At 51.6% G+C, this 19,254-nt stretch carries 15 protein-coding genes and 1 riboswitch; of the genes, 4 read left to right on the forward strand and 11 right to left on the reverse strand.

The genetic code is table 11. The features are described 5' to 3' along the window. Window positions 1-139: 139 nt before the first annotated feature. The 3 genes from AC50Y3_RS24390 to AC50Y3_RS24400 form a co-directional block, all read right to left on the reverse strand. A complete protein-coding gene (locus AC50Y3_RS24390) occupies window positions 140-2,470 on the reverse strand; it encodes a histidine kinase (RefSeq protein ID WP_494821327.1) in 2,331 nt (776 codons plus the stop codon). A 194-nt stretch (window positions 2,471-2,664) separates the two neighbouring features. Further along, a riboswitch (cyclic di-AMP (ydaO/yuaA leader) is annotated at window positions 2,665-2,817 on the reverse strand. Between the two features lie 201 nt (window positions 2,818-3,018). Continuing rightward, window positions 3,019-4,278 (reverse strand): DUF445 domain-containing protein, encoded by a 1,260-nt coding sequence (locus AC50Y3_RS24395; protein WP_494821328.1) that lies wholly within the window; start codon window positions 4,276-4,278, stop codon window positions 3,019-3,021. A gap of 135 nt (window positions 4,279-4,413) precedes the next feature. Further along, window positions 4,414-4,674: a zinc ribbon domain-containing protein gene (locus tag AC50Y3_RS24400; protein WP_494821329.1), complete on the reverse strand. Its 261-nt coding sequence runs from the start codon at window positions 4,672-4,674 to the stop codon at window positions 4,414-4,416. Window positions 4,675-4,920: 246 nt separating this feature from the next. Here AC50Y3_RS24400 and AC50Y3_RS24405 point away from each other — a divergent pair, with 246 nt between their 5' ends. The 3 genes from AC50Y3_RS24405 to AC50Y3_RS24415 all read left to right on the forward strand — a co-directional run bounded on the left by AC50Y3_RS24405 (window position 4,921) and on the right by AC50Y3_RS24415 (window position 8,333). Next, window positions 4,921-5,922: a LacI family DNA-binding transcriptional regulator gene (locus AC50Y3_RS24405; protein ID WP_494821330.1), complete on the forward strand. Its 1,002-nt coding sequence runs from the start codon at window positions 4,921-4,923 to the stop codon at window positions 5,920-5,922. A gap of 83 nt (window positions 5,923-6,005) precedes the next feature. Next, complete coding sequence (locus tag AC50Y3_RS24410; protein ID WP_494821331.1) at window positions 6,006-6,989, forward strand: N-acetylglucosamine kinase; 984 nt, start codon at window positions 6,006-6,008, stop codon at window positions 6,987-6,989. 36 nt (window positions 6,990-7,025) lie between these two features. Next, window positions 7,026-8,333: a 6-phospho-beta-glucosidase gene (locus AC50Y3_RS24415; RefSeq protein WP_494821332.1), complete on the forward strand. Its 1,308-nt coding sequence runs from the start codon at window positions 7,026-7,028 to the stop codon at window positions 8,331-8,333. A 51-nt stretch (window positions 8,334-8,384) separates the two neighbouring features. Here the strand turns inward: AC50Y3_RS24415 and AC50Y3_RS24420 are convergent, their stop codons facing one another. The 3 genes from AC50Y3_RS24420 to AC50Y3_RS24430 all read right to left on the reverse strand — a co-directional run bounded on the left by AC50Y3_RS24420 (window position 8,385) and on the right by AC50Y3_RS24430 (window position 11,459). Continuing rightward, window positions 8,385-9,392: a FecCD family ABC transporter permease gene (locus AC50Y3_RS24420; protein WP_494821333.1), complete on the reverse strand. Its 1,008-nt coding sequence runs from the start codon at window positions 9,390-9,392 to the stop codon at window positions 8,385-8,387. Beyond that, window positions 9,389-10,399 carry a FecCD family ABC transporter permease gene (locus tag AC50Y3_RS24425; protein ID WP_494821334.1) on the reverse strand — a complete coding sequence of 337 codons (1,011 nt, stop codon included), beginning with the start codon at window positions 10,397-10,399 and terminating at the stop codon, window positions 9,389-9,391. Before AC50Y3_RS24425 ends, AC50Y3_RS24420 begins: the two co-directional genes overlap by 4 nt. A gap of 76 nt (window positions 10,400-10,475) precedes the next feature. Beyond that, window positions 10,476-11,459: an iron-hydroxamate ABC transporter substrate-binding protein gene (locus AC50Y3_RS24430; RefSeq protein WP_494821335.1), complete on the reverse strand. Its 984-nt coding sequence runs from the start codon at window positions 11,457-11,459 to the stop codon at window positions 10,476-10,478. Window positions 11,460-11,627: 168 nt separating this feature from the next. Here AC50Y3_RS24430 and AC50Y3_RS24435 point away from each other — a divergent pair, with 168 nt between their 5' ends. Then, complete coding sequence (locus AC50Y3_RS24435; RefSeq protein ID WP_494821492.1) at window positions 11,628-12,680, forward strand: NAD(P)/FAD-dependent oxidoreductase; 1,053 nt, start codon at window positions 11,628-11,630, stop codon at window positions 12,678-12,680. Window positions 12,681-12,831: 151 nt separating this feature from the next. On the opposite strand, the gene AC50Y3_RS24440 is transcribed toward AC50Y3_RS24435, so the two are convergent. The 5 genes from AC50Y3_RS24440 to AC50Y3_RS24460 all read right to left on the reverse strand — a co-directional run bounded on the left by AC50Y3_RS24440 (window position 12,832) and on the right by AC50Y3_RS24460 (window position 19,071). Continuing rightward, window positions 12,832-14,004 carry a response regulator gene (locus AC50Y3_RS24440; RefSeq protein ID WP_494821493.1) on the reverse strand — a complete coding sequence of 391 codons (1,173 nt, stop codon included), beginning with the start codon at window positions 14,002-14,004 and terminating at the stop codon, window positions 12,832-12,834. Beyond that, a complete protein-coding gene (locus AC50Y3_RS24445; protein ID WP_494821336.1) occupies window positions 13,982-15,814 on the reverse strand; it encodes a sensor histidine kinase in 1,833 nt (610 codons plus the stop codon). The genes AC50Y3_RS24440 and AC50Y3_RS24445 overlap by 23 nt, the downstream gene beginning before the upstream one ends. Window positions 15,815-15,881: 67 nt before the next feature. Beyond that, window positions 15,882-16,706, reverse strand: a complete 825-nt coding sequence (locus AC50Y3_RS24450; RefSeq protein ID WP_494821337.1) for a carbohydrate ABC transporter permease — start codon at window positions 16,704-16,706, stop codon at window positions 15,882-15,884. A gap of 17 nt (window positions 16,707-16,723) precedes the next feature. Then, the gene (locus AC50Y3_RS24455) at window positions 16,724-17,614 is read right to left on the reverse strand and encodes a carbohydrate ABC transporter permease (protein WP_494821338.1); all 891 of its coding nucleotides are present in this window, start codon (window positions 17,612-17,614) and stop codon (window positions 16,724-16,726) included. Window positions 17,615-17,715: 101 nt separating this feature from the next. Further along, complete coding sequence (locus AC50Y3_RS24460; RefSeq protein ID WP_494821339.1) at window positions 17,716-19,071, reverse strand: sugar ABC transporter substrate-binding protein; 1,356 nt, start codon at window positions 19,069-19,071, stop codon at window positions 17,716-17,718. Window positions 19,072-19,254 lie beyond the last annotated feature (183 nt).

Below are 19,254 nucleotides of genomic sequence, written 5' to 3' on the forward strand. Positions count from 1 at the left end.
TAGCTTTAATTAACTAAGATTCTATCAAGAAAAGCAGCCTGTTTCAATTTAAATTTTTAAATTGTCAGGTAATCTCACATATTACCAAAATAAATGGATATCCACGGTCGTGAATAAATGTGAGCCGAAACCCCAGTATCTATTCTTCTCCAATTTCGATGTTTGGATTAAAATCCGCTACAACAAGCACATCCATGTGCCGACCTTCACGCAAAATGGTGTCGACCACGCATTTATGACGCAGCTTGCTCCAGAAGCCTTGACCGGATTGGCCAAGTACCATTTGCGTACTTTTCAGCACGTTCGCCTTCGCCAGCAAAGCAGCAGGTACATCGTTACGCGAGACGTTGCGCTCCACCTCGAATGTACCGCCAAGACGCGCCGTCAGCTCCTGCAGCTCTTCAATCCGCGCCTCTTCGCCCGGCATCGCTTCCGTTTGCACGTAATGGACATGCCAATCCGCTTTGAGCCGATGCGCAATTCGGAAACCGCGGCGAATGAGTCTCTCCGCTTTCTTGTTCACCGTGACTGCTACGAAGATCGACTCATGGCGACGCCATGGGCCGCGGAGCGAGCCGTTGCGTTCCCACGATTCCAGACGCTCATCGACATCGTCAGCGATTTCCCGCAGGGCAAGCTCGCGCAGCGCAATCAGGTTCCCTGTCTTAAAGAAACCGCAGAGGGCGTCCTCTACGTCATCATTTTTATAAATATGGCCTTCCCGCATCCGCTGCTGCAGCGTGTCAGGTGCCACATCAATCAGTTCAACCTCATCGGCAAGTCGCAGCATCATGTCCGGTACGGTTTCTTTCACAGCCGTCCCTGTAATCTGCTCCACCGCATCCTTCAAGCTTTCCAGATGGTGTACATTCATCGTAGCGATGACGGAAATGCCGGCGTCCAAAATCTCCTGTACATCCTCGTACCGCCGTTTATTTCGACAGCTCGGCGCGTTGGTATAAGCCAGCTCGTCAATCAGCACAACCTCCGGGTTGCGTGCGATAATGGCATCCACATCCATCTCCGAGTAAACCTTGCCGTCGCATTCAATGGACTTACGAGGCACAACCTCAAGCCGTCCGGCCTGATCCTGCGTTTCCGCACGGTCATGCGTCTCCATGAGTCCAACTACAACGTCGATATCTTTGCGCAGCAAATCATTGCCCTCGCGAAGCATCATATAGGACTTACCCACTCCCGGCGCTGCGCCGACATAGACCTTGAATTTCCCGCGGCGAATCCGCTCGATCTTCTTCTCTACCTCTTGCGCGCTGAGCCTCCGGTATGGTTCGGCTGTCAGCTTCGGCGTCGCCCGTTTCGTTGGGAGCACTCGCTCGCCCTCATGATCGGCTCTGTCCGCCATGAAGAAAACGTCGATGTTGCGCATTTGTTTCAGCACGCTGCCCGCGATAGAGCCTTGTGCGATCTCCTGTGCACGCGTCTGCTTGGAATGCCCCATGACGATGCGGGTTGCATTGATCAGCATCGCGTATTTAATGAGCGCGCGCGGAATTTGTCTTCGATTGCTCACCGTAATTTCTCTGAAGCCCGCATCCACCTTCTCGGTCAGCTTCAGAATGGAGCGCTTGAAGTCATCCCGTTCCTTCGTAGGCTCCTGGCTCGAATCCACGAAGACGACAACCTCCAGGTCGCCGCTAAGACGCTTCGCAATTTGCTGACCGCGCCGGATATAGATGGAGCCATTCCAGTGATACTGCGCCGCTACCAAGATGCGTTCCGTAGCGCCGGACGGACCGATGAAGCCCTGCTCCTCGCGGTATTTCTCCAGCGACTCATTCACGCCCTCGGCCATCAGCCGCAGGGCAATCTCTCTGAGCTTGCCAAGGTTCCCGCGCTTGAGCAGCCCGGGATCTTTAATATTGTTTAAACGCCCTTCATTTAGGCGTGACAGAATCGTTTCCGGCGATGCATCGATAAGCCTTACCTCATCCGCCAATTCCAGCAGATCCGCAGACACTGTACATTCCGCCGAGATACCTGTCAGCTTCTGCGCAAGCTCGGTTATCCCCTCGAGTTCGTATACATTCACGGTTGTGATGATACTGATACCGTGACTCAGAAGAAATTGGATGTCCTCCAGACGCGTCGGGAACTTCGCTTCCGGACGGTTCTCGTGCGCCAGCCCGTCTACGAGCAGCACCTCCGGATTCCGTTCCAGAATCGCATCCAAATTAAGATCTTTCTTCTCCACGTCCCCCTTGTACCAATGAATGCTCGGGATCCGCTCCAAATCAGCAAGCTGCTCCACCGTTTCAGGCCGGCGCATCGTCGATACTGCGCAGATGACAACCTCAATGCCTTGCTGCTTAAGCGCTTGGCCTTCACGCAGCATATGATAGGTTTTGCCTGAGCCACTCACGGCACCAACATAAATTTTAAGACGGCCGCGATGAATTTTGGAGATGGATAAGAGCATTTCTTCAGGGGTTTTGCGGCGGTAACCAGCCATGACAACTTCGCCTTCCTTTCTACACCTTTAAACTTACATAATCTTCGCAAACTTATTCTTCTTTGTGTCCACCTTTATTCTAATAAACAGCACAAAAAAGAAGCCTGCAGGAATTGCCTCTTTAACACAGAGGAACGCCTCTCGCGGCTTCTAGGCACAAGTTATCATCAAAGTGTCTATATGCACGAACAATCGTTGCCTCTCGTATACGCTTTCGAGGTTAGCTGACGGATTCGGGCGTGAGAGTCGCCCTACTTAAAGCATGGACCGAGCGGTCCGTTCTTCAAGATTCACCCCAGTTGAGTGGTTCCCCCGATTTCTAATCAGAAATTCAGCGCTATAGCAGAAGATTAAGCATGAATCGTATGTTACGCCTGCGCATGTCTTTTGTAAAGGAATGCCGCAAACGGTTTCGTTCTCATTTCCAGCCAACTGGCGCGAATATAACGCTTACAATGGAGTCGATCGCAAGCAGTCTCACTCTACCTCACTAATTTGCCGTTTCTCGCAAATAAGGCGAAATAGAACGGACTGCCCGCTTCTTCTCCTTAGTTATAACCGAAGCCCATCTCAATTAACCGCAATAATAGACCGATCAGGAAACCGCAAACGGCACCATTGACCCGAATCCATTGCAGGTCCTGCCCAACTTTATCTTCTATTAACTCCACCAGCTGATCATTGTCGAGCCGATCGAGGTTCTCCTTCACGAACGAGCCGATCTTCGTGTGATTCCGTTCAATGAGTCCGGCAACCTGCCCTTTCAGCCATTGTTCGGCATCCTGAACCAGTCCATGGTTGGCTTCCAAGCGATCAAGAAGACCCTCCAGCATCGGCCATACCTTAGCTGCAAAATCCTCCGAATGGAGAAATGTGATTCCCTTCTCCCGCAAGGATACAAACATGCGCGTCATCTCGCTTTCGAGATCAAATGAAGCGAGCAGCTCATCGCGCAGCGCATTCAGCTGTCCGGTTTCGGCCAAACGGGAAATCAACATCTCGAGCCCTTGATGCAGATGCTTCATAATAACAGCACGCCGATTGGTGCCCTGAACCTTGAGCTCATGAATCTTCGTCAAAATAAAGGATTGCAGCATCGTGCCCAGTTTATCCTCATCCAAATACCCGATGAACGCGTTGACCGCAAACTGCATCAGGCCGCCTAAATTCAGCCCTTTTACAAGCGTCATCGCCGCATTGCCCAGCTCGCGGCGCATCCCCTCCGTGCTCGCCCACTCTTCCGCGCGCTCCAGCAGCAAATCGAGCAGACGCTCATCTACGCCATTCTCCACCGCGTTTCGCAGGAAGCCGCGAAGCGCCGCTTCCAGATCAATGCGCTCCACCGCGGAGCGAATTTCCCCAGAGACAATAGGGACCAGCTTCTCCAGCTCTATCGTACGCAGCGCGCCTTCCAGCAGATGAGGCAGTCGCTCGCTGTGTACCGCTGAATGAGCTGCCCCCCGAAGGGCTGGCAGCAGCTGCTTTGCCAACTCGATCTGACGCAGCTTCTCGATCATGCTATCCTTAGCAAGCAGCCGATCTTCTAGAACGCGTACGATGCCGTCCGACATCTTCTGGCGATTGCGAGGCAGCAGCGCCGTATGCGGAATCGGAATTCGCAGCGGATGGCGAAACAGCGCCGTCACGGCAAACCAGTCCGCGAGCCCCCCGATGACGCCGGCCTCGAAGCCGACATGCAGCAAGCTAAGCCCTGCCCCGCTGAAAGGGATCGTGGCTGCGAAACCCGTTGCCATGATGCCCAGCGATATATTTGCTATATGTTTATTTTTTCTCGAATCGTTCGCCATGTTCTTCCTCCTACTAGTGCTTCTTTACACCATACCACTTCATACGAATCAGTTGCAAAAACAGTCGTGAAAACAACAAAAAAGAGACAAGACCCGGGGTCTGTCTCTTCTCCGCCAAAGCCGCTCTTGCGCTCGTCAGCTCTTCCAGCGCTCCAGCTTATGAATGCCGCGCGTAAAGAACCCTGTCGTAAACTTCGGAAAACCCATGTCGGCGAGTTTGCCCTTCACATGTGCCTTCATGCCGTCTGCCGTAAGATCGGGCAAAGTGAATTTGCCATCAACGTAACAGTGGATGCAATACTTGAAGCTCTTCGCTCCGCCGGCTTCCGTGCCGTTCTTATCGCCTTTAGCTATAGGCATTCCGCAGCTTTGACAGTTCTTGTAGCTGACACTCACGTCGAACACTCCCCGAGGGTAATTTTGGATTTATTATATGCTTTTCTCGAAAGCTTGTACATGAACGAACGGAAATTAAACTTGAAAAATAAATCAGCCTCCTCTACAATAAGAAAAGAAAACGAAAGTTAAAGCACTTTAACTTTGTTTGGGAATGAATTACTTCATTCTAGGTTTTGACCCTATATTTTTTTTGATAAAAGTATAACCGCTTTAACTTTACTCGACAGAGGAGAATGCATACGCATGAAGGTTAGTATTTTCGATGTCGCCAAGAAGTCGGGCCTCTCTGTCGTCACGGTATCCCGCGTGCTTAACGGTGCCGGGTCTGTGCGTGAGAAGAATCGACAGAAGGTGCTTGAGGTGATGAAGGAGCTTGATTACCGCCCGAGTGCGGCAGCTCGCAGCCTCGCCCGAGGCAAGACCGGTATTATCGGTCTCATCATGACCACCATGCAGGATTCTTTCTTCGATGAAATCGTGAATGAGATTAACGGAATTCTGGCTGCGCAGGGATACTTCCTTGCTGTAGCTGTGACGAAGAGCATCACGCAGGAAGATAGCCACTACCTGATTCAAGAGGATCGCGTGGACGGCATTATTCTGCTCTCCCCGATTGAAGAAGACCATTATATTATCGAAATGAAACGACGGAATATCCCTTATGTTCTCATCGATAATCAGAAGCCGGAGAACGATGCTTACTCGATTACTGTAAACAATTTCAAGGGCGGGTACGCCGCGGCCAAACACCTGATTGAACTCGGGCACTCCTCCATTGCGCATCTCAGCGGCAGCGAGATGTTTAGAAGCACCAAGGAACGCCGAAACGGTTTCCTGGAGGCGCTTCAGGAAGCCGGCATCCAGCCGTTCGAGCTCGTTTCCGGCGAATACTCGGCTGAGTTCGGCTACCAAACGGCTAGGCGGTGGATCGAAGAACAGCAGCTTCCGGGCGCCGTCTTCGCCGGCGATGATTATATCGCCATCGGAGTTATCAATGCCTTTATGGAGGCTGGGATCCGTGTTCCGGATGAAGTTTCCGTTATTGGCTATGACGATCAACAGGTCGCTTCGCTGCTGCGCCCCCTCTTAACGACGATTCGGCAGCCGGCAGACCGTATCGGAGCAGCCGCTACAGAAGTGCTGCTTAAACGAGTCGACGGCACGATGAAGCGCGCGGCAAATTTGCGGATTGATCCGGAGCTTGTGCTCCGCCAGTCAACCGGAGCTGTCAAAAAGAGCGGCTAACCGGATCATCCTTATTTGATTTCACAATTCGTTTGGAGAACAAACGTTACTATGGAAAGCCTATTCAGACAGGAGTGGCATTAATGGCTTATTACTTAGGCATAGACGGCGGCGGAACCAAAACGCACGCCCTGCTAACCGACGAACACGGCAATGTGCTCGGCAAAGGCCAAAGCGGAAACGGTAATCATCAGCTTGACGCTGAAGGAGCTGCTCGCCATTTGGCGGAAGCCGTAACCGCGGCACTTGCGCAGGCGGGCGTCAAACACGAGGATGTACAGCATGCTTATTTCGGTCTCGCCGGCGCTGACCGGGAAGCGGATTATCGCATCCTGCATCCGATCGTTAGCGCAATCGGACTCCCCCGTTATTCGATCACTTGTGATACGATGATCGGATTGCGCGCGGGTACAGATCGCGCCTACGGTATTTCCGTCATTTGCGGTACCGGCACCAACTGCGCCGGACGCAACAAGGAAGGCGTCCATCTCCAATGCGGCGGCTTCGAATATATGCATGGCGATTTCGGCGGAGGCGGCGCTCTCAACATCGAAGCGTTCCGCACCGTAATTCGCGCATGGGACGGTCGCGAGAAGCCAACGCTGTTGACTGATTTGCTGCTTCGTTACCTGGGATATCCCGATGTGGAAACGATGCTTCACGACTTCCTTGATCATGACAAGAAAGTACCGGTCGATGTCACGAAGCTGCTGTTTGAAGCAGCGGCGCATGGCGATGAGGCGGCTATCGCTATCCTTCATCACCAAGGCGTGGAGCTGGGCAAGTCGGTGGTCGCTGTTGCGCGGCGTTTGGGGATGACAGGCGAGACCTTTGATGTCGTGCTCGCAGGCAGTCTGCTGACGCGCGGCGACCGCGGCGGCTGGATTCGCGGGCCGATCGAAGAGCTTGTTGCGGCCGTTGCCCCTTCGGCTGCGCTGGTCACGTTGACGGTCGATCCCGTCTTCGGCTCCGTCTGGTCTGCTATGGAAGCGGATGGCTTAACAATTAAGCAAGAGATTTATGACCGCATGCGGGCACTTGGCGAATTTGAAGATATCAAGCTATAACATACGACTTATAATTTGGGATGGGATGTGACTAGGATGACAGAAGGATTGAAGGTTGTTGTTATTGGGGGCGGTTCCTCGTATACTCCTGAGCTGGTAGAGGGATTTATTCGGTTTCATCATGAGCTGCCGGTACGAGAGCTGTGGCTCGTGGATATTGAGGCTGGACTTCATAAGCTGAATATTGTCGGAAATTTAGCCAAACGCATGGTGGAACGCTCCGGCCTTCCGATCGAGGTGCATCTGACGACAGATCGCCGCACTGCGATCAAAGGCGCTGATTTCATCAGCACCCAGATGCGTGTCGGCATGCTCGAGGCTCGCGGCAGAGACGAGTCCATTCCTTTGAAATACGGCGTGATCGGACAGGAAACAACCGGTCCGGGCGGCATGATGAAAGCGCTGCGGACAATTCCGGTATTGCTGGATATCTGCCGAGACATCGAGGAGCTGGCGCCTCAAGCATGGCTGCTCAATTTCACGAACCCTGCGGGCATCGTAACCGAGGCCATCCATACCCATTCCAACGTACGCAGCGTCGGCCTGTGCAATGCACCGATTGGCCTGACGAAATGGTTGACTACCACATACGAGACAGCGCCTGAGCACATTTATACCGAGTTCGTAGGCTTGAACCACTTGCACTGGGTGACGCGCGTGGACGTAAACGGCGTAGATAAGCTGCCTGAGCTGTTGAACAATACGGAAGGTTTTAGCGGCAAGAACGTCCCGCAAACGGGCTGGAATCCGGATTTCCTCCGCTCACTCGGCGCGCTTCCTTCTTATTATCTGAAGTATTTCTATATGACGGATGAGATGCTGGCCGATCAGCAAGAATCCTTCAAACGGGACGGGAACCGTGCAGCAGTCGTGAAGCGCGTTGAAGACGAGCTCTTCCAGCTGTACGCCGACCCTGAGCTGAGCGAGAAGCCAAAGCAGCTTGAGCAGCGCGGCGGAGCATATTACTCCGAGGCTGCCGTTAATCTCATGAAGTCGCTCTACAATGGCAAGAACGACATCCAAACCCTTAATGTCGCTAACAATGGCACGATCGACTTCCTGCCGGACAGCGCATCGATTGAAGTGAACTGTGTCGTGACGAAGACCGGCCCGCTGCCGCTTCCTCTGACGAATGTCCCTCTGCATGTTAAAGGATTAATTCATGCCGTTAAAACCTATGAGCAGCTGACAATTGAAGCAGCCGTAACCGGCAGCCGCGATATCGCGCTTCAAGCGATGGTTCATCACCCGTTGGTACCAAACGTGGAAGTCGCAATCAAGCTGCTGGACGAGATGCTCGAAGCGAACAAGGATTATTTGCCGCAGTTCTTCCCACAGGCGTAATTGATATTGAAAAGACCGAGCAGAGAGGTTAACTCTATGCTCGGTCTTTTCTCATTTCTTAAGAAGCAAGTACAGGAAGTAAGGCCCTCCGATGAAGGCAATCATAATTCCTGCCGGAACACCTGAATCGGCCAAGTTGCGGCCGATGGTATCCGCAAGCAGCAGCAGCCAGCCGCCCATCAGAATCGAAACCGGCACATACAATTGCACGCGAGTCCCTACCAGTGATTTGGCGATATGAGGTGCCATCAGTCCGACAAAAGCAATCCCTCCCGTAACCGAAACCGCCGCCGCCGCAAGAGCAACGGAGATCACGAGCAGCACCATCCGCTCCCGATTGACATCTACACCGGAGCCGATCGCAGAAGATTCATTGATGGACAGTATATTTAGCGCATTCGCCTTGTACAGCGTGTATGGAAGCAAAATCACGAGCCACGGGAGAAGCGCCACAATAAACGGCCAATCCGTTCCCCAAATGTTACCCGCAAGCCAGTTCGCGATAAAGTCCACCTTGATTCGTTCGGCAGATGAAATAATAACGACCATCGCCCCGGAGAGTGCCATAGCGAATCCGACGCCTACAAGGACCAGCTTAACCGGCTGCAAGCCCTCTTTTCTGCTATAGGCAAACAAATAAATAAGCGTGGCTGTGATAAGTGCTCCCGCAAACCCGACAAGCGGCAGCATATACACGAACGAGCCCGGATCTTCAATCGGTACATACAAGAAGAATACAGCAACGGCAAAGCCCGCACCGGAATTGATCCCGATAATGCCGGGGTCCGCAAGATCATTGCGCGTAATGCCTTGCAGAATCGCACCCGATAAAGCAAGCGCCATACCCGCGAGCAGTGTAACGATAATGCGTGGCAAACGGATGTCGAACAGGACGAAGTTTTCTTTGAAATCGCCATTGCCGAAGATCGTCGGCAGCAGTCTGTTGAATGACAGCGAAGCCGGACCAAGTCCCATTCCCACGACGATCGTCACCACGATAAGGAGCAGCAGCGCCGTCACGGTGACACGCTGTTTTCTAGCCAGAGCAGCATTGATCATGATTGTAATTTGACTCCTTTACGCACGATGAACAGGAAGAACGGCAGTCCGAGCATCGCAATAATCGCCACCACAGGCGTTTCATAAGGGGCGTTAATCGTACGTCCGACCGTATCGGCCAGCAGCATGAATATCGCTCCCCATATAGCCGACATCGGAATGACGGCTCTATAATCGGTTCCGAACATGGCGCGCACAATATGAGGAATCATGAGTCCGATAAAGGCCATGTCGCCTACCAGAGCAACGGAAGCACCTGCAAGAATCGTGATGACGATATACAGAATAACTTTGATGTACGCCGTTCGAAGCCCCAGCCCCACCGCAACCTCTTCGTTGAGGCTTAGAATGGTCAGCTGTTTAGATAACAGAATCGCAATGAAGATGCCCACTAGAATAAACGGCGAGATCGCCTGAATTTGTCCCCAGGTGGTTCCGATCAATCCCCCGGCGGTCCACATCGTCACATCTTTGGATAGTTTGAAAATCAAACCGAGGCCGTCAGACACCGCGTACAGAAACGCCGAAACGGCTGCTCCGGCCAGCACCATGCGAAGCGGAGATAATCCCCCCTTCTTGATTGCGCTGATGCCAAGCACGAACGAGGTCCCTCCTGCAGCCCCGATAAAACAAGCCACCATAATAAGAAAATAACCGGCCGATGGAAACAGGGCGATCGTCAGCGCGAGTGCCGCACTGGAACCTGCCGTTAAACCCAGTAAGCCGGGGTCAGCCAGTGGATTTCGCGTCAGACCTTGCATAATCGAACCGGATACGGCAAGCGCTGCTCCGACAAGCATGCCCGCAACTTCCCGCGGCAGGCGGATCTCGCGAATCATCGTAACGGTATCGCCGGACTCACGCGTGAAAATCACCTTCCACAGGTCATGTATCGTGACATCCGCAGCCCCAAAAAGCATCGCGGCTGTAAACATGCCTACCAGCGCTATCACACCGGCGAACAGCTTAAGAATAAAAGTGGTCGTACCTTGTTTTTTTAGGCTCATTGGCGCTCTCTCATCTTTTCTTCTTAGAATGGGGAAAGAGGAATTCTGATGAAGATTGAATTCCTCTCATTTGCTTTTATTCACCTAGAATGGCTTTAGACAGTTTATCCAGTTGGTAGTCCAGCGTCAGCGAATCGTTGAAGTAGAATTCTTTGGCATCCACTTCGATGACATGATTGTTCTTCACGGCAGGCGTGTTTTTGTACGTATCGGTTTGTTGGAAGGAGTTATCCGCTTCGGCGCTTTTGCTGAATACGACATAATCGCCCATGTAATCCGGAATGACTTCGGCAGACAGCGCGTAGTAGCCGTCTTTGTCCGTCATTTCTTTTACCTTCTTAGGCATAGCCAGCCCCATGGCTTGATAGAGAATTTCCGTGCCCCGGCCCCAGTGATCGCCGTACACGTACAGTTGCTTGTCGAAGCTTTCGATGACTGAAATCGTGGTGTCTGCGCCGATTTTCGCTTTGATTTTCTCCCCGGCATCAGCAGCGCGTTTCTTGAAATCATCAATCCACGCTTGTGCTTCCTTCTCTTTATTAAGCAGTTTTCCAATCTCAAGATGCTGAGTGAGGTAGTCTACTTTGCCATAGGTGTAAACGACGGTTGGTGCAATTTCTTTCAGCTTATCTAGGTTCTTCACATTGTCGAGGCCAATGATCAGGTCGGGCTTGAGCTCAAGAATTTTCTCCAGATCCTCATCCGTCACTTGCGGTACATCCTTCAATTGGGCATCGAAACGCGGGTTCATTTTGGACCAGGCATCTACGCCGATCGGATTTACACCGAGTGCAATCAAGTCGCCTGCGTAAGCGGCTAGCGTGATTACGCGCTGCGGATGGGCCGGCACTTCCACAGGACCGGTTTGGGACTGATATGTAATCGTGCCGGAAGCTTCTTCGGTGTTTGCCGCATTCGTCGTGGTTGCTGCATTGGTCGTGTTTGTTTCTGTGGAGTTAGCTGTGTTAGCTGCATTCTTATTCTCATTAGCGCCGTTGTTTCCGCAAGCACTTAGCACGAGTATGAATAAGACTACAACAGGAATTAACATTTTGTTCATTTTCTTTCTCCCGCTTTCGTTGTATGATGATTGTTAGTGATAATGATTATCAGTATCAGAACAGTTCAAACTTTAATCGGCTTTTCCGTTTTTGTCAACATCTTTTCATTCCGTTTCAAGCAGCCGTACACAGATCTGGAATTTAGTAGAAGGAAGTAGGAACAAATGATGAACAATGAACTGGAATTATACGATGTGACTATAATCGGGGGCGGGCCGGCGGGTCTCTACTCGGCTTTCTATAGCGGCATGCGGGAGATGAAGACGAAGCTGATCGAAGCACGCGAGGAGCTCGGCGGACGTATTCTCATCTACCCGGAGAAAATGATTTGGGATGTCGGCGGCCTTACCCCAACGCTAGGCGCCAATTTAATTGATCAGCTCGTGACGCAAGCGATGACCTTCGAGCCGACTGTCGTGCTCGGCCAGCATATTATCGGACTCGAGCGGCAAGCAGACGATACGATCTTGCTTACTTCTGCATGCGGGAAGAAACACTGGACGCGTTCGGTCGTGCTCGCGATCGGCTACGGCATTCTGGAGCTGGCGAAGCTTGAGATCGAAGGCGCCGATCGTTTCGAGGTGACAAATCTGCACTACACGGTGCAGTCGCTTGAAGAGTTCCGCGGCAAACATGTGTTGATCTCCGGCGGCGGCGATTCGGCGGTCGACTGGGCCAACATGATCGAGCCGATAGCGGCAAGCCTGACCGTCGTGCATCGGCGGGATAAGTTTGGCGGCCATGAGCGCAACGTGACGCAGATGAGGCAGTCGTCTGCATCCGTACGGACGCCATACGCCGTGCAAGCGCTGCACAGCAGCAACGGGAGTGCCATCGACCGCGTAACGATCTTCCATGTGGAAACCGGAGAGGAGGAGCAGCTCAGCGTGGATGCGGTCATCGTCAATCATGGACTGCGGTACAACTTCGGCGCGATTCGGGATTGGGGAATTGAGATGGGGGATTGGAATGCCCATGTCAGCAGCAAAATGGAGACGAACCTGCCGGGCGTCTTCGCAGCAGGCGACTTCGTCAAACATGATAGCAAGGTTCATCTGATCGCCGGTACGTTCACCGATGCCGTAAACGCGACTAACAGCGTCAAAACTTATCTCGACCCGGCCGCTGACAAGACGGCCTACGTCTCCTCGCACAACTCGCGCTTCAAGGAGAAGAACCGCCAGCTGGGGGTTGCCGTGGATGAGGATGAGGAGCATTAACTTCCTCTCCTCAACGAGTCATCGCGTCAAACTCCCTAGGTGAGTCGCAACAAAGGATTACAAAAAGGGCTGAGTGATCGTATCCGATCACTCAGCCCTGAGCTAATACTACTGTTGTTGGTGAAAAGCACACCGGGATATCTACGCCTGGCTACCGCTCCGCCATCAGCTGCTGGCGGTACTCCGTTGGCGTCACGTTCATTTTCCTGCGGAACACTTGCGTGAAATGCCGCACATCTGCATAGCCGATTCGCTCGGCGATTTCGGCCAGCTTGAGACCGGGCTGCAGAAGCAGCTCCCTGGCTTGCTCGATGCGCAGACTGATGACGTAGTCCTTGTACCCTTGACCTGTCTTCTGCTTGAACAGCTGGCTGAAGTAGATCGGGTTCAAGAACACGACCGATGCCACCTTCTCAAGTGACAGCTCCTCGTTATAGTGCGCCTTCAAATATTGCAAAGCCACCTCGATTGCCTTGTCCCCGCCCTCCTGGCGATCGCCTGCCGTCGTCACCGATGATTGGCGCAGACGCCGCACCTCGTCCGGGATGCGGGTGAATTCCCGAATCATATCGGAATACGTAATATGAAACGGCACCTTCAAATAGTGGCTGAGATGCGTGCGCAGCTCCTGCAGCAGATCGCCTTCCGTTCGGTTATCCGCAAGCTGTACAAGCCCCAGCAGGCTCTGTCGGTCGAAGTTGACGACAAACCCTTGTCCATGCCGATCAATGAGCTCAGAAAGCACATTTTCGATAATAAAATGCTCCAGCTGCACGTTCTTAACCGCTTCTTCAATCCGCACCATGATCAATCGGAATTCCGGGTACCGATCGATCAGCTCGCCAATGTCCATATTGCCGATATCAAGCCCCGAAGCCAGACGCTGAAAGACGGCTTCCCGCAAGTACTTCAGGTTCGTCTTCAGCAGCTCGCTTTCCTTCGAAATCGCGGACTCCTGCTTCGCTTCGTCTGCCAGCTGGGCCATCAGCTCGACAAGGCGCGTTTTGCCGATCGGCTTAAGCAGATAGTCGCGCGCACCGAGGCGTACCGCCTTCTGGGCGTACGAGAACTCGGAATGCGCGGAGATGACGACCCATTTGACATGGGGGTACTTCCGGCGTGACATTTTCATAAACTCCAGACCATCGATGCCGGGCATCAGGATATCCGTCAGCACGATATCAATCGGCTGGCCGTCCATGAGCTTAACCGCTTCCTCTGCCGAGGCTGCCAAATGAATGGAATAGTCGGGAAAAGCCCGCTTAATCGTCCGTTTCACACCCTCACGAATGACGCCTTCATCATCCGCGATGAGAATATTCACTGCCATGGGCATTTCCTCCTTCCTTGGTCAGCGGCAGAAGAAGCGGCACCGTAATGATGGCCGTCGTTCCTTCGTTCAGCACACTCTTAAGTTCTACGCCGTAGGCTTCACCATACATATGCCGAATACGCCGCTGAAGATTAACAAGGCCAATGCCGCCTTCATGCCGAACATCCTCGTTCACTTCGCGCATATTCGCTTCTTCCGGGTTAAGCAGCGATTCGTTCAACCGTGCCAGTGCCGCCTCATCCATTCCCGCACCGTTATCCTGCACCATAATACGCAGCTGGCGCTCATCCGCTTCCGTGTAGACCCGCAGCATGCCGCACCGGTCAACAAGCGGCTCCAAACCGTATTTCACCGCATTTTCGATAATGGGCTGCAGCGTCATTTTGGGCAATGGGATGTTCAGCCACGGTTCCCCTACATCTATATCCACGGTCAAACGCCCCTCAAGCCGTGTCACGATGATCGTCAGATAATGCTCGGTCTGTTCGATTTCCTCCCGCAAGCTGACTGCGCCTACATCCCAATGACTGCTGTAGCGGAATAAGCGCGATAGCGACAGCACGACCTCGCCCAGACGATCATGGCCTTTCTCATCGAGCATCCAGTAGATCATATCGAGCGTGTTATAGAGAAAATGGGGATTAACCTGCGATTGCAGCGCCTTCAGCTCCGCGTTCTTCTCACTGACAGAGGAAATTTTCACCCGTTCAATGAGCTCGGCGATCTGATTCACCATCTGATTAAAGGAGGCGACCAGTATATTAATTTCCTGATACGAGGTCACATTCAGCGAGCCGCGGAAATTTCCGATCTCCACTTGCTTCATTTCGGAGATCAACCGCTTAAGCGGCGATGAAATCGTCCGCGAGAAAATCGTTGCAATAAGCGTTGCGACCAGCACAAGCGCAGCGCCTACCAGAAGCAGAAAACGCTGCGTCTCCGCTAGTTCCACATTCAGATCCTTATCCGGCGTCACGCTAAGCACCGTCCAATCTGCGTAAGGGAGCTTCGAGGATACGATTAATTGATCGTCCTGCTCCACCACAACCGGAACGCCATCATGCGGTCGCTCCAAGCTCGCAAGCCACGGTTCATCCCAGGTGATGGAGGTCGTCGAGATGACTTTCCCTTCACTGGACATCAAAAAAACCTGGCTATGCGCGCCAAGCTTCAAATTGTCCATAGCCGCAATAATCGCCCTCGGACTGGTTTCAAACAGCTCAATTCCCACCTGCTTATGATTGTTCAAATCATAGATCGGCCGGCCAAAAGCAAACACGGAGCGGTTCTCCACCTGATCGATAATGGAGTGTTCAAACACGCCCAGCCATACCATGCTGCCGGTGGACGCTTTGATCTGCTTATACCAATCCGACTTCGCATAATCGGGGTCCACTACATTGGCGTAGTTGCCATAGTTATACACTTTCCCTTTATCGGTCAATACATGAATCCCGATAATATCTTCCTGCGACAGGAAGGCAGCGCCGAGGATATTGGTAATATTCCGCTCATTAAAATAATCGACAGCAGGGCTGTCGACTACAGGATTGCTCAGAATGCGAGCCAAATCATTATTGCCGATGACGGACTTCGACAGACTGTCATAGCCTTTCAGAAGAAGGTCAAACAAACCCACCGTCTGCGACACGTTCTGCTTGGATAAGCCGCTGACCTTCTCATGAAATTGCACCGTCGTTCGGTTATAGTACAGAATGCTGACGATCAGTAAGATTGCAGACATACTGATGAGGAACAGCACGAATAATCGGTATTGAATCGAATGAAATCCGCGCGACACTGGGCTTTCCGCCTCTCCTAGGAGTTTTGCCAGCAAAACTCATTTCAGAAGCATGAGCTTAGGGTCCTTACCCTTTCACCGCTCCGGCAACCATACCCTTCGTAATTTTCTCGGAGAGTACGAAGTAAACAAGCATGACCGGCAAAGCGCCAAGTACCAGGTATGCACCGATTGCACCAAAATTGGCGTTGTACTGACTAACGAAATTATATATGCCGAAAGGAAGAGTTTTCAACTTCTCCGCAGAGATAAATGTCGCTGCCATGATGTACTCATTCCAAATCGTGATGAACGTCAAGATTACGACTGTCATAATCGGCGGTACCGATATCGGCAGAATGATGCTGCGGAAGATCCGGTACACGCTAGCTCCGTCCATAAAGGCCGACTCTTCGATCTCGGCAGGGATACCGCGCATAAATCCGCTAAGGATAAAGACGGCGATCGGCGTCGAGAACGCGATGTACGGCAGAATGAGCGACAAACGTGTATTTAGAATATCCAAGTTGCTGAAAATAACCATAAGCGGCAGAAGTGTTGCTTGCATCGGAATCATCATACCGAGCAAGAAGACCAGTGTTACAAGCGGTCCATACTTCCATTTGAAACGCGAAATCGCATAAGCCACCATGGAGCTCAGCACGATAACGCAAATCAGTGTGATCGAGGTAACGATAAGGCTGTTGCTCAAGTATTTCAGGTAGTGACCGCTCGTGTAGGCGGCTTTATAGTTACCCCATTGCGGCGAGGTCGGCAGGGAAAAGAAATGTCCGCCGAGAATTTGCTCGTTCGTTTTGAGCGAGTACATCACAAGCCAGAGCAATGGGTAAATTTGCGTGACGACAAGGATCGAGAGAAGTAGATACACGAGCCCTTTTTTAATACCTGCCATGTTCTTTGTTCTCCCTTCTAGCTGTATTTCGCTTCGACTTTTTTAAAGACGAAATTGATGACGACCGTAAAGATTAAGCAAATCATTACAAGGATTGTAGCGAGTGCACTTCCGTATCCGTATTTGAGCGATAGGAACGACATGTTGTACATATGCATCGAAATGGTATCCGTCGCATGTGCAGGACCGCCGCCTGTCATAACCCAAACGAGGTCGAAGGCTTGCAAGGAACCGATAAACGCCAGAATGATCGAGATTTTGAAGATCGGAATCGCCATCGGATACGTGATGTACCAGTCGGATTTGAAGCCTTCCGCGCCGTCGATTTTGGCCGCTTCATAAATTTCGCTCGAAATGTTCTGCACACCTGTGTATTGAATGAGCAAATGGTAACCGAAGTATTGCCATAGCGATACAAAATACAAACAGTACATCGCAACTTTCGGCTCTGTCAGCCAGCTGCGTGTCCAGCTTTCCAGTCCAACCGCTGTCAGAACGCCATTGAGCATACCGCCCATTTCAGTTGGGTTATAAATGGTTTTCCAAAGCTGACCAATGATAACAACAGACAGAATTACAGGTACAAAGTATAGCGATACCAACGTGTTTGCTTTGCGCACGTAACGATTCATCAGTGCTGCGATAAAGAGACAGATCGGAATTTCCGCCATGGAAAATACCGAATACATCAATGTGCGGCGAACGGATGGCCAGAAGTTGTTATCTTCGGTCAGGATCGTTTTAAAGTTATCGAGCCCGATAAATTTCGCCTTGTTGATGCTGTCCCAATCCAGCAAGCTGTCGTAAACCGAAACGACGATCGGAACGAACACGAGGCAGATATAGAGAAGCAGACACGGCAGGACGAAAACTGCAATAGTGCGGGCCGGGACTTTTAAAACATTCACTGGGGTTGCCTCCTGATCGTAATGGATTGAAAAGAAAGTCGTAAACGGGTGGAAGCCGCTAAGCATGCTTCCACCCGCAAACGACTAGCTATTTATGACTCTTATTTGTTCGCGTCAAATGCTGCTTGGTGCTCCTGAGCTACTGCTGCAGGGTCAACCTTTTGAACGAACATGTTTTGAATGCTGCTTAGGTGAGCTTGCGCGATAGCTGGTTTCATTGTGTTATCGAATGCCAGGTCGCCGCCTTTTACGCCTTTGAACAGGTCAAGTACGCTGATTGCAAGGTCGGAGTAGCCAGCTGCTTTGAAGTCGCCTTCAATGATTTGACCGCTACCTACTGCGTTTTTCAGCTCGAACTGTTTCTTAGGCATGTTCAGCATGAAGTAGTTAAGGAAATCTTTTGTAGCTTGCAGGTGTTCGCTGTTAGCCGAGATTGCGAATGCGGAACCCGGAGCTAGCATGAATTGGTCTGGATCGCCTTTACCGCCAACTGTAGGGAATTTGAATGCGCCTACTTTGCCGCCAACGGAGGAAGCATCGATTGCGCCGGTTTCCCAAGTACCCATGATCATCATGGCAGCTTTACCTGTTTTGAAGAGGTTACCGCCTGTATTGTAGTCAACGGAAGTTGCGCCTTCGTTGAATGCTTTAGCTTGGATCAGATCTTGCATTTTGGATACTGCGTCTACGAATGCAGGATCGTTGAATGTTTTCTTGCCGTCTTGCACGTCTTGCAGGAAGCCAGGGCCGCCGTTTGTGCGAAGCAATACGTTCATGAACAAGAACGAACCTGTCCAGGAATCCTTCTCGCCGATTGCGATTGGCGTGATGTTTTTAGCTTTCAACTTCTTTACGTCATCGATGAACTGCTCGTAAGTCGTAGGAACCTCAGTGATACCTGCTTGTGCGAACAGATCTTTGTTGTAGTAAACCACTTCGATGTTGTTACCATCCGGCAACGCGTATACGTTGTTGTCGAAGCTGTAGTAGTCTAGAAGACCTTTTTGGAATGTATCTTTCAGGCCGTTCTGATCCAGCATATCGTTCAGCGGAGCAAAGAGGCCAGCGTCTACGAAAGGCTTCATTTGTGCGGATGGATTCACGATTGTGATGTCCGGCACTTCTTTGGAAGCGGCTTGCGTTTTAAGTTTCAGCTTCTGTTGGTCTGTGTTCAATGTGTCCAGCTCGATCGTTACGTTCGGGTGATCCTTCTGGTATTGATCCACAAGCGCGTGAAGCATTTTGTACGAAGGCGTTTCAGGATCTGGATAGATGTTTTGGAACGTGATCGTTACTTTCTCATCGCCAGCGTTCGTGCCCGCATTCGTACCTGCGTTCGTACCTGTATTCGTATTATCTGCTGTGTTGTTTTCTTTGTTACCGCATGCTGTTGCTCCAAGCAGCAATGCTGCTGCCGTCAACGCAACTGCAGTTGTTTTCATCGTTTTGCTTGCCATGTTCTCTATTCCCCCTCGGGTTGATATACGCTTATTATCATGCACAGAGGCATCAGCAACAATGCGCGAAATCAAGGAGTGAGGTTTGCTTTTTCAAGGTTGTGTGAAGAAAACCAACTCCTTCTGCAATCAGTTAGTAGAGGAGAATGGCACAAAAATATACAGGATTAGGAGCAATTGCAA

The organism is Paenibacillus sp. J22R98, from assembly GCF_059383835.1.

What these genes read in the sequence shown, in the direction of transcription:
- AC50Y3_RS24425 (WP_494821334.1), bottom strand. Translation starts at nt 10,399, where the DNA reads ATGAGCCTAAAAAAACAAGGTACGACCACTTTTATTCTTAAGCTGTTC.
- AC50Y3_RS24450 (WP_494821337.1), bottom strand. Translation starts at nt 16,706, where the DNA reads ATGGCAGGTATTAAAAAAGGGCTCGTGTATCTACTTCTCTCGATCCTT.
- AC50Y3_RS24415 (WP_494821332.1), top strand. Translation starts at nt 7,026, where the DNA reads ATGACAGAAGGATTGAAGGTTGTTGTTATTGGGGGCGGTTCCTCGTAT.
- AC50Y3_RS24405 (WP_494821330.1), top strand. Translation starts at nt 4,921, where the DNA reads ATGAAGGTTAGTATTTTCGATGTCGCCAAGAAGTCGGGCCTCTCTGTC.
- AC50Y3_RS24460 (WP_494821339.1), bottom strand. Translation starts at nt 19,071, where the DNA reads ATGGCAAGCAAAACGATGAAAACAACTGCAGTTGCGTTGACGGCAGCA.
- AC50Y3_RS24435 (WP_494821492.1), top strand. Translation starts at nt 11,628, where the DNA reads ATGAACAATGAACTGGAATTATACGATGTGACTATAATCGGGGGCGGG.
- AC50Y3_RS24410 (WP_494821331.1), top strand. Translation starts at nt 6,006, where the DNA reads ATGGCTTATTACTTAGGCATAGACGGCGGCGGAACCAAAACGCACGCC.
- AC50Y3_RS24390 (WP_494821327.1), bottom strand. Translation starts at nt 2,470, where the DNA reads ATGGCTGGTTACCGCCGCAAAACCCCTGAAGAAATGCTCTTATCCATC.
- AC50Y3_RS24395 (WP_494821328.1), bottom strand. Translation starts at nt 4,278, where the DNA reads ATGGCGAACGATTCGAGAAAAAATAAACATATAGCAAATATATCGCTG.
- AC50Y3_RS24430 (WP_494821335.1), bottom strand. Translation starts at nt 11,459, where the DNA reads ATGAACAAAATGTTAATTCCTGTTGTAGTCTTATTCATACTCGTGCTA.
- AC50Y3_RS24420 (WP_494821333.1), bottom strand. Translation starts at nt 9,392, where the DNA reads ATGATCAATGCTGCTCTGGCTAGAAAACAGCGTGTCACCGTGACGGCG.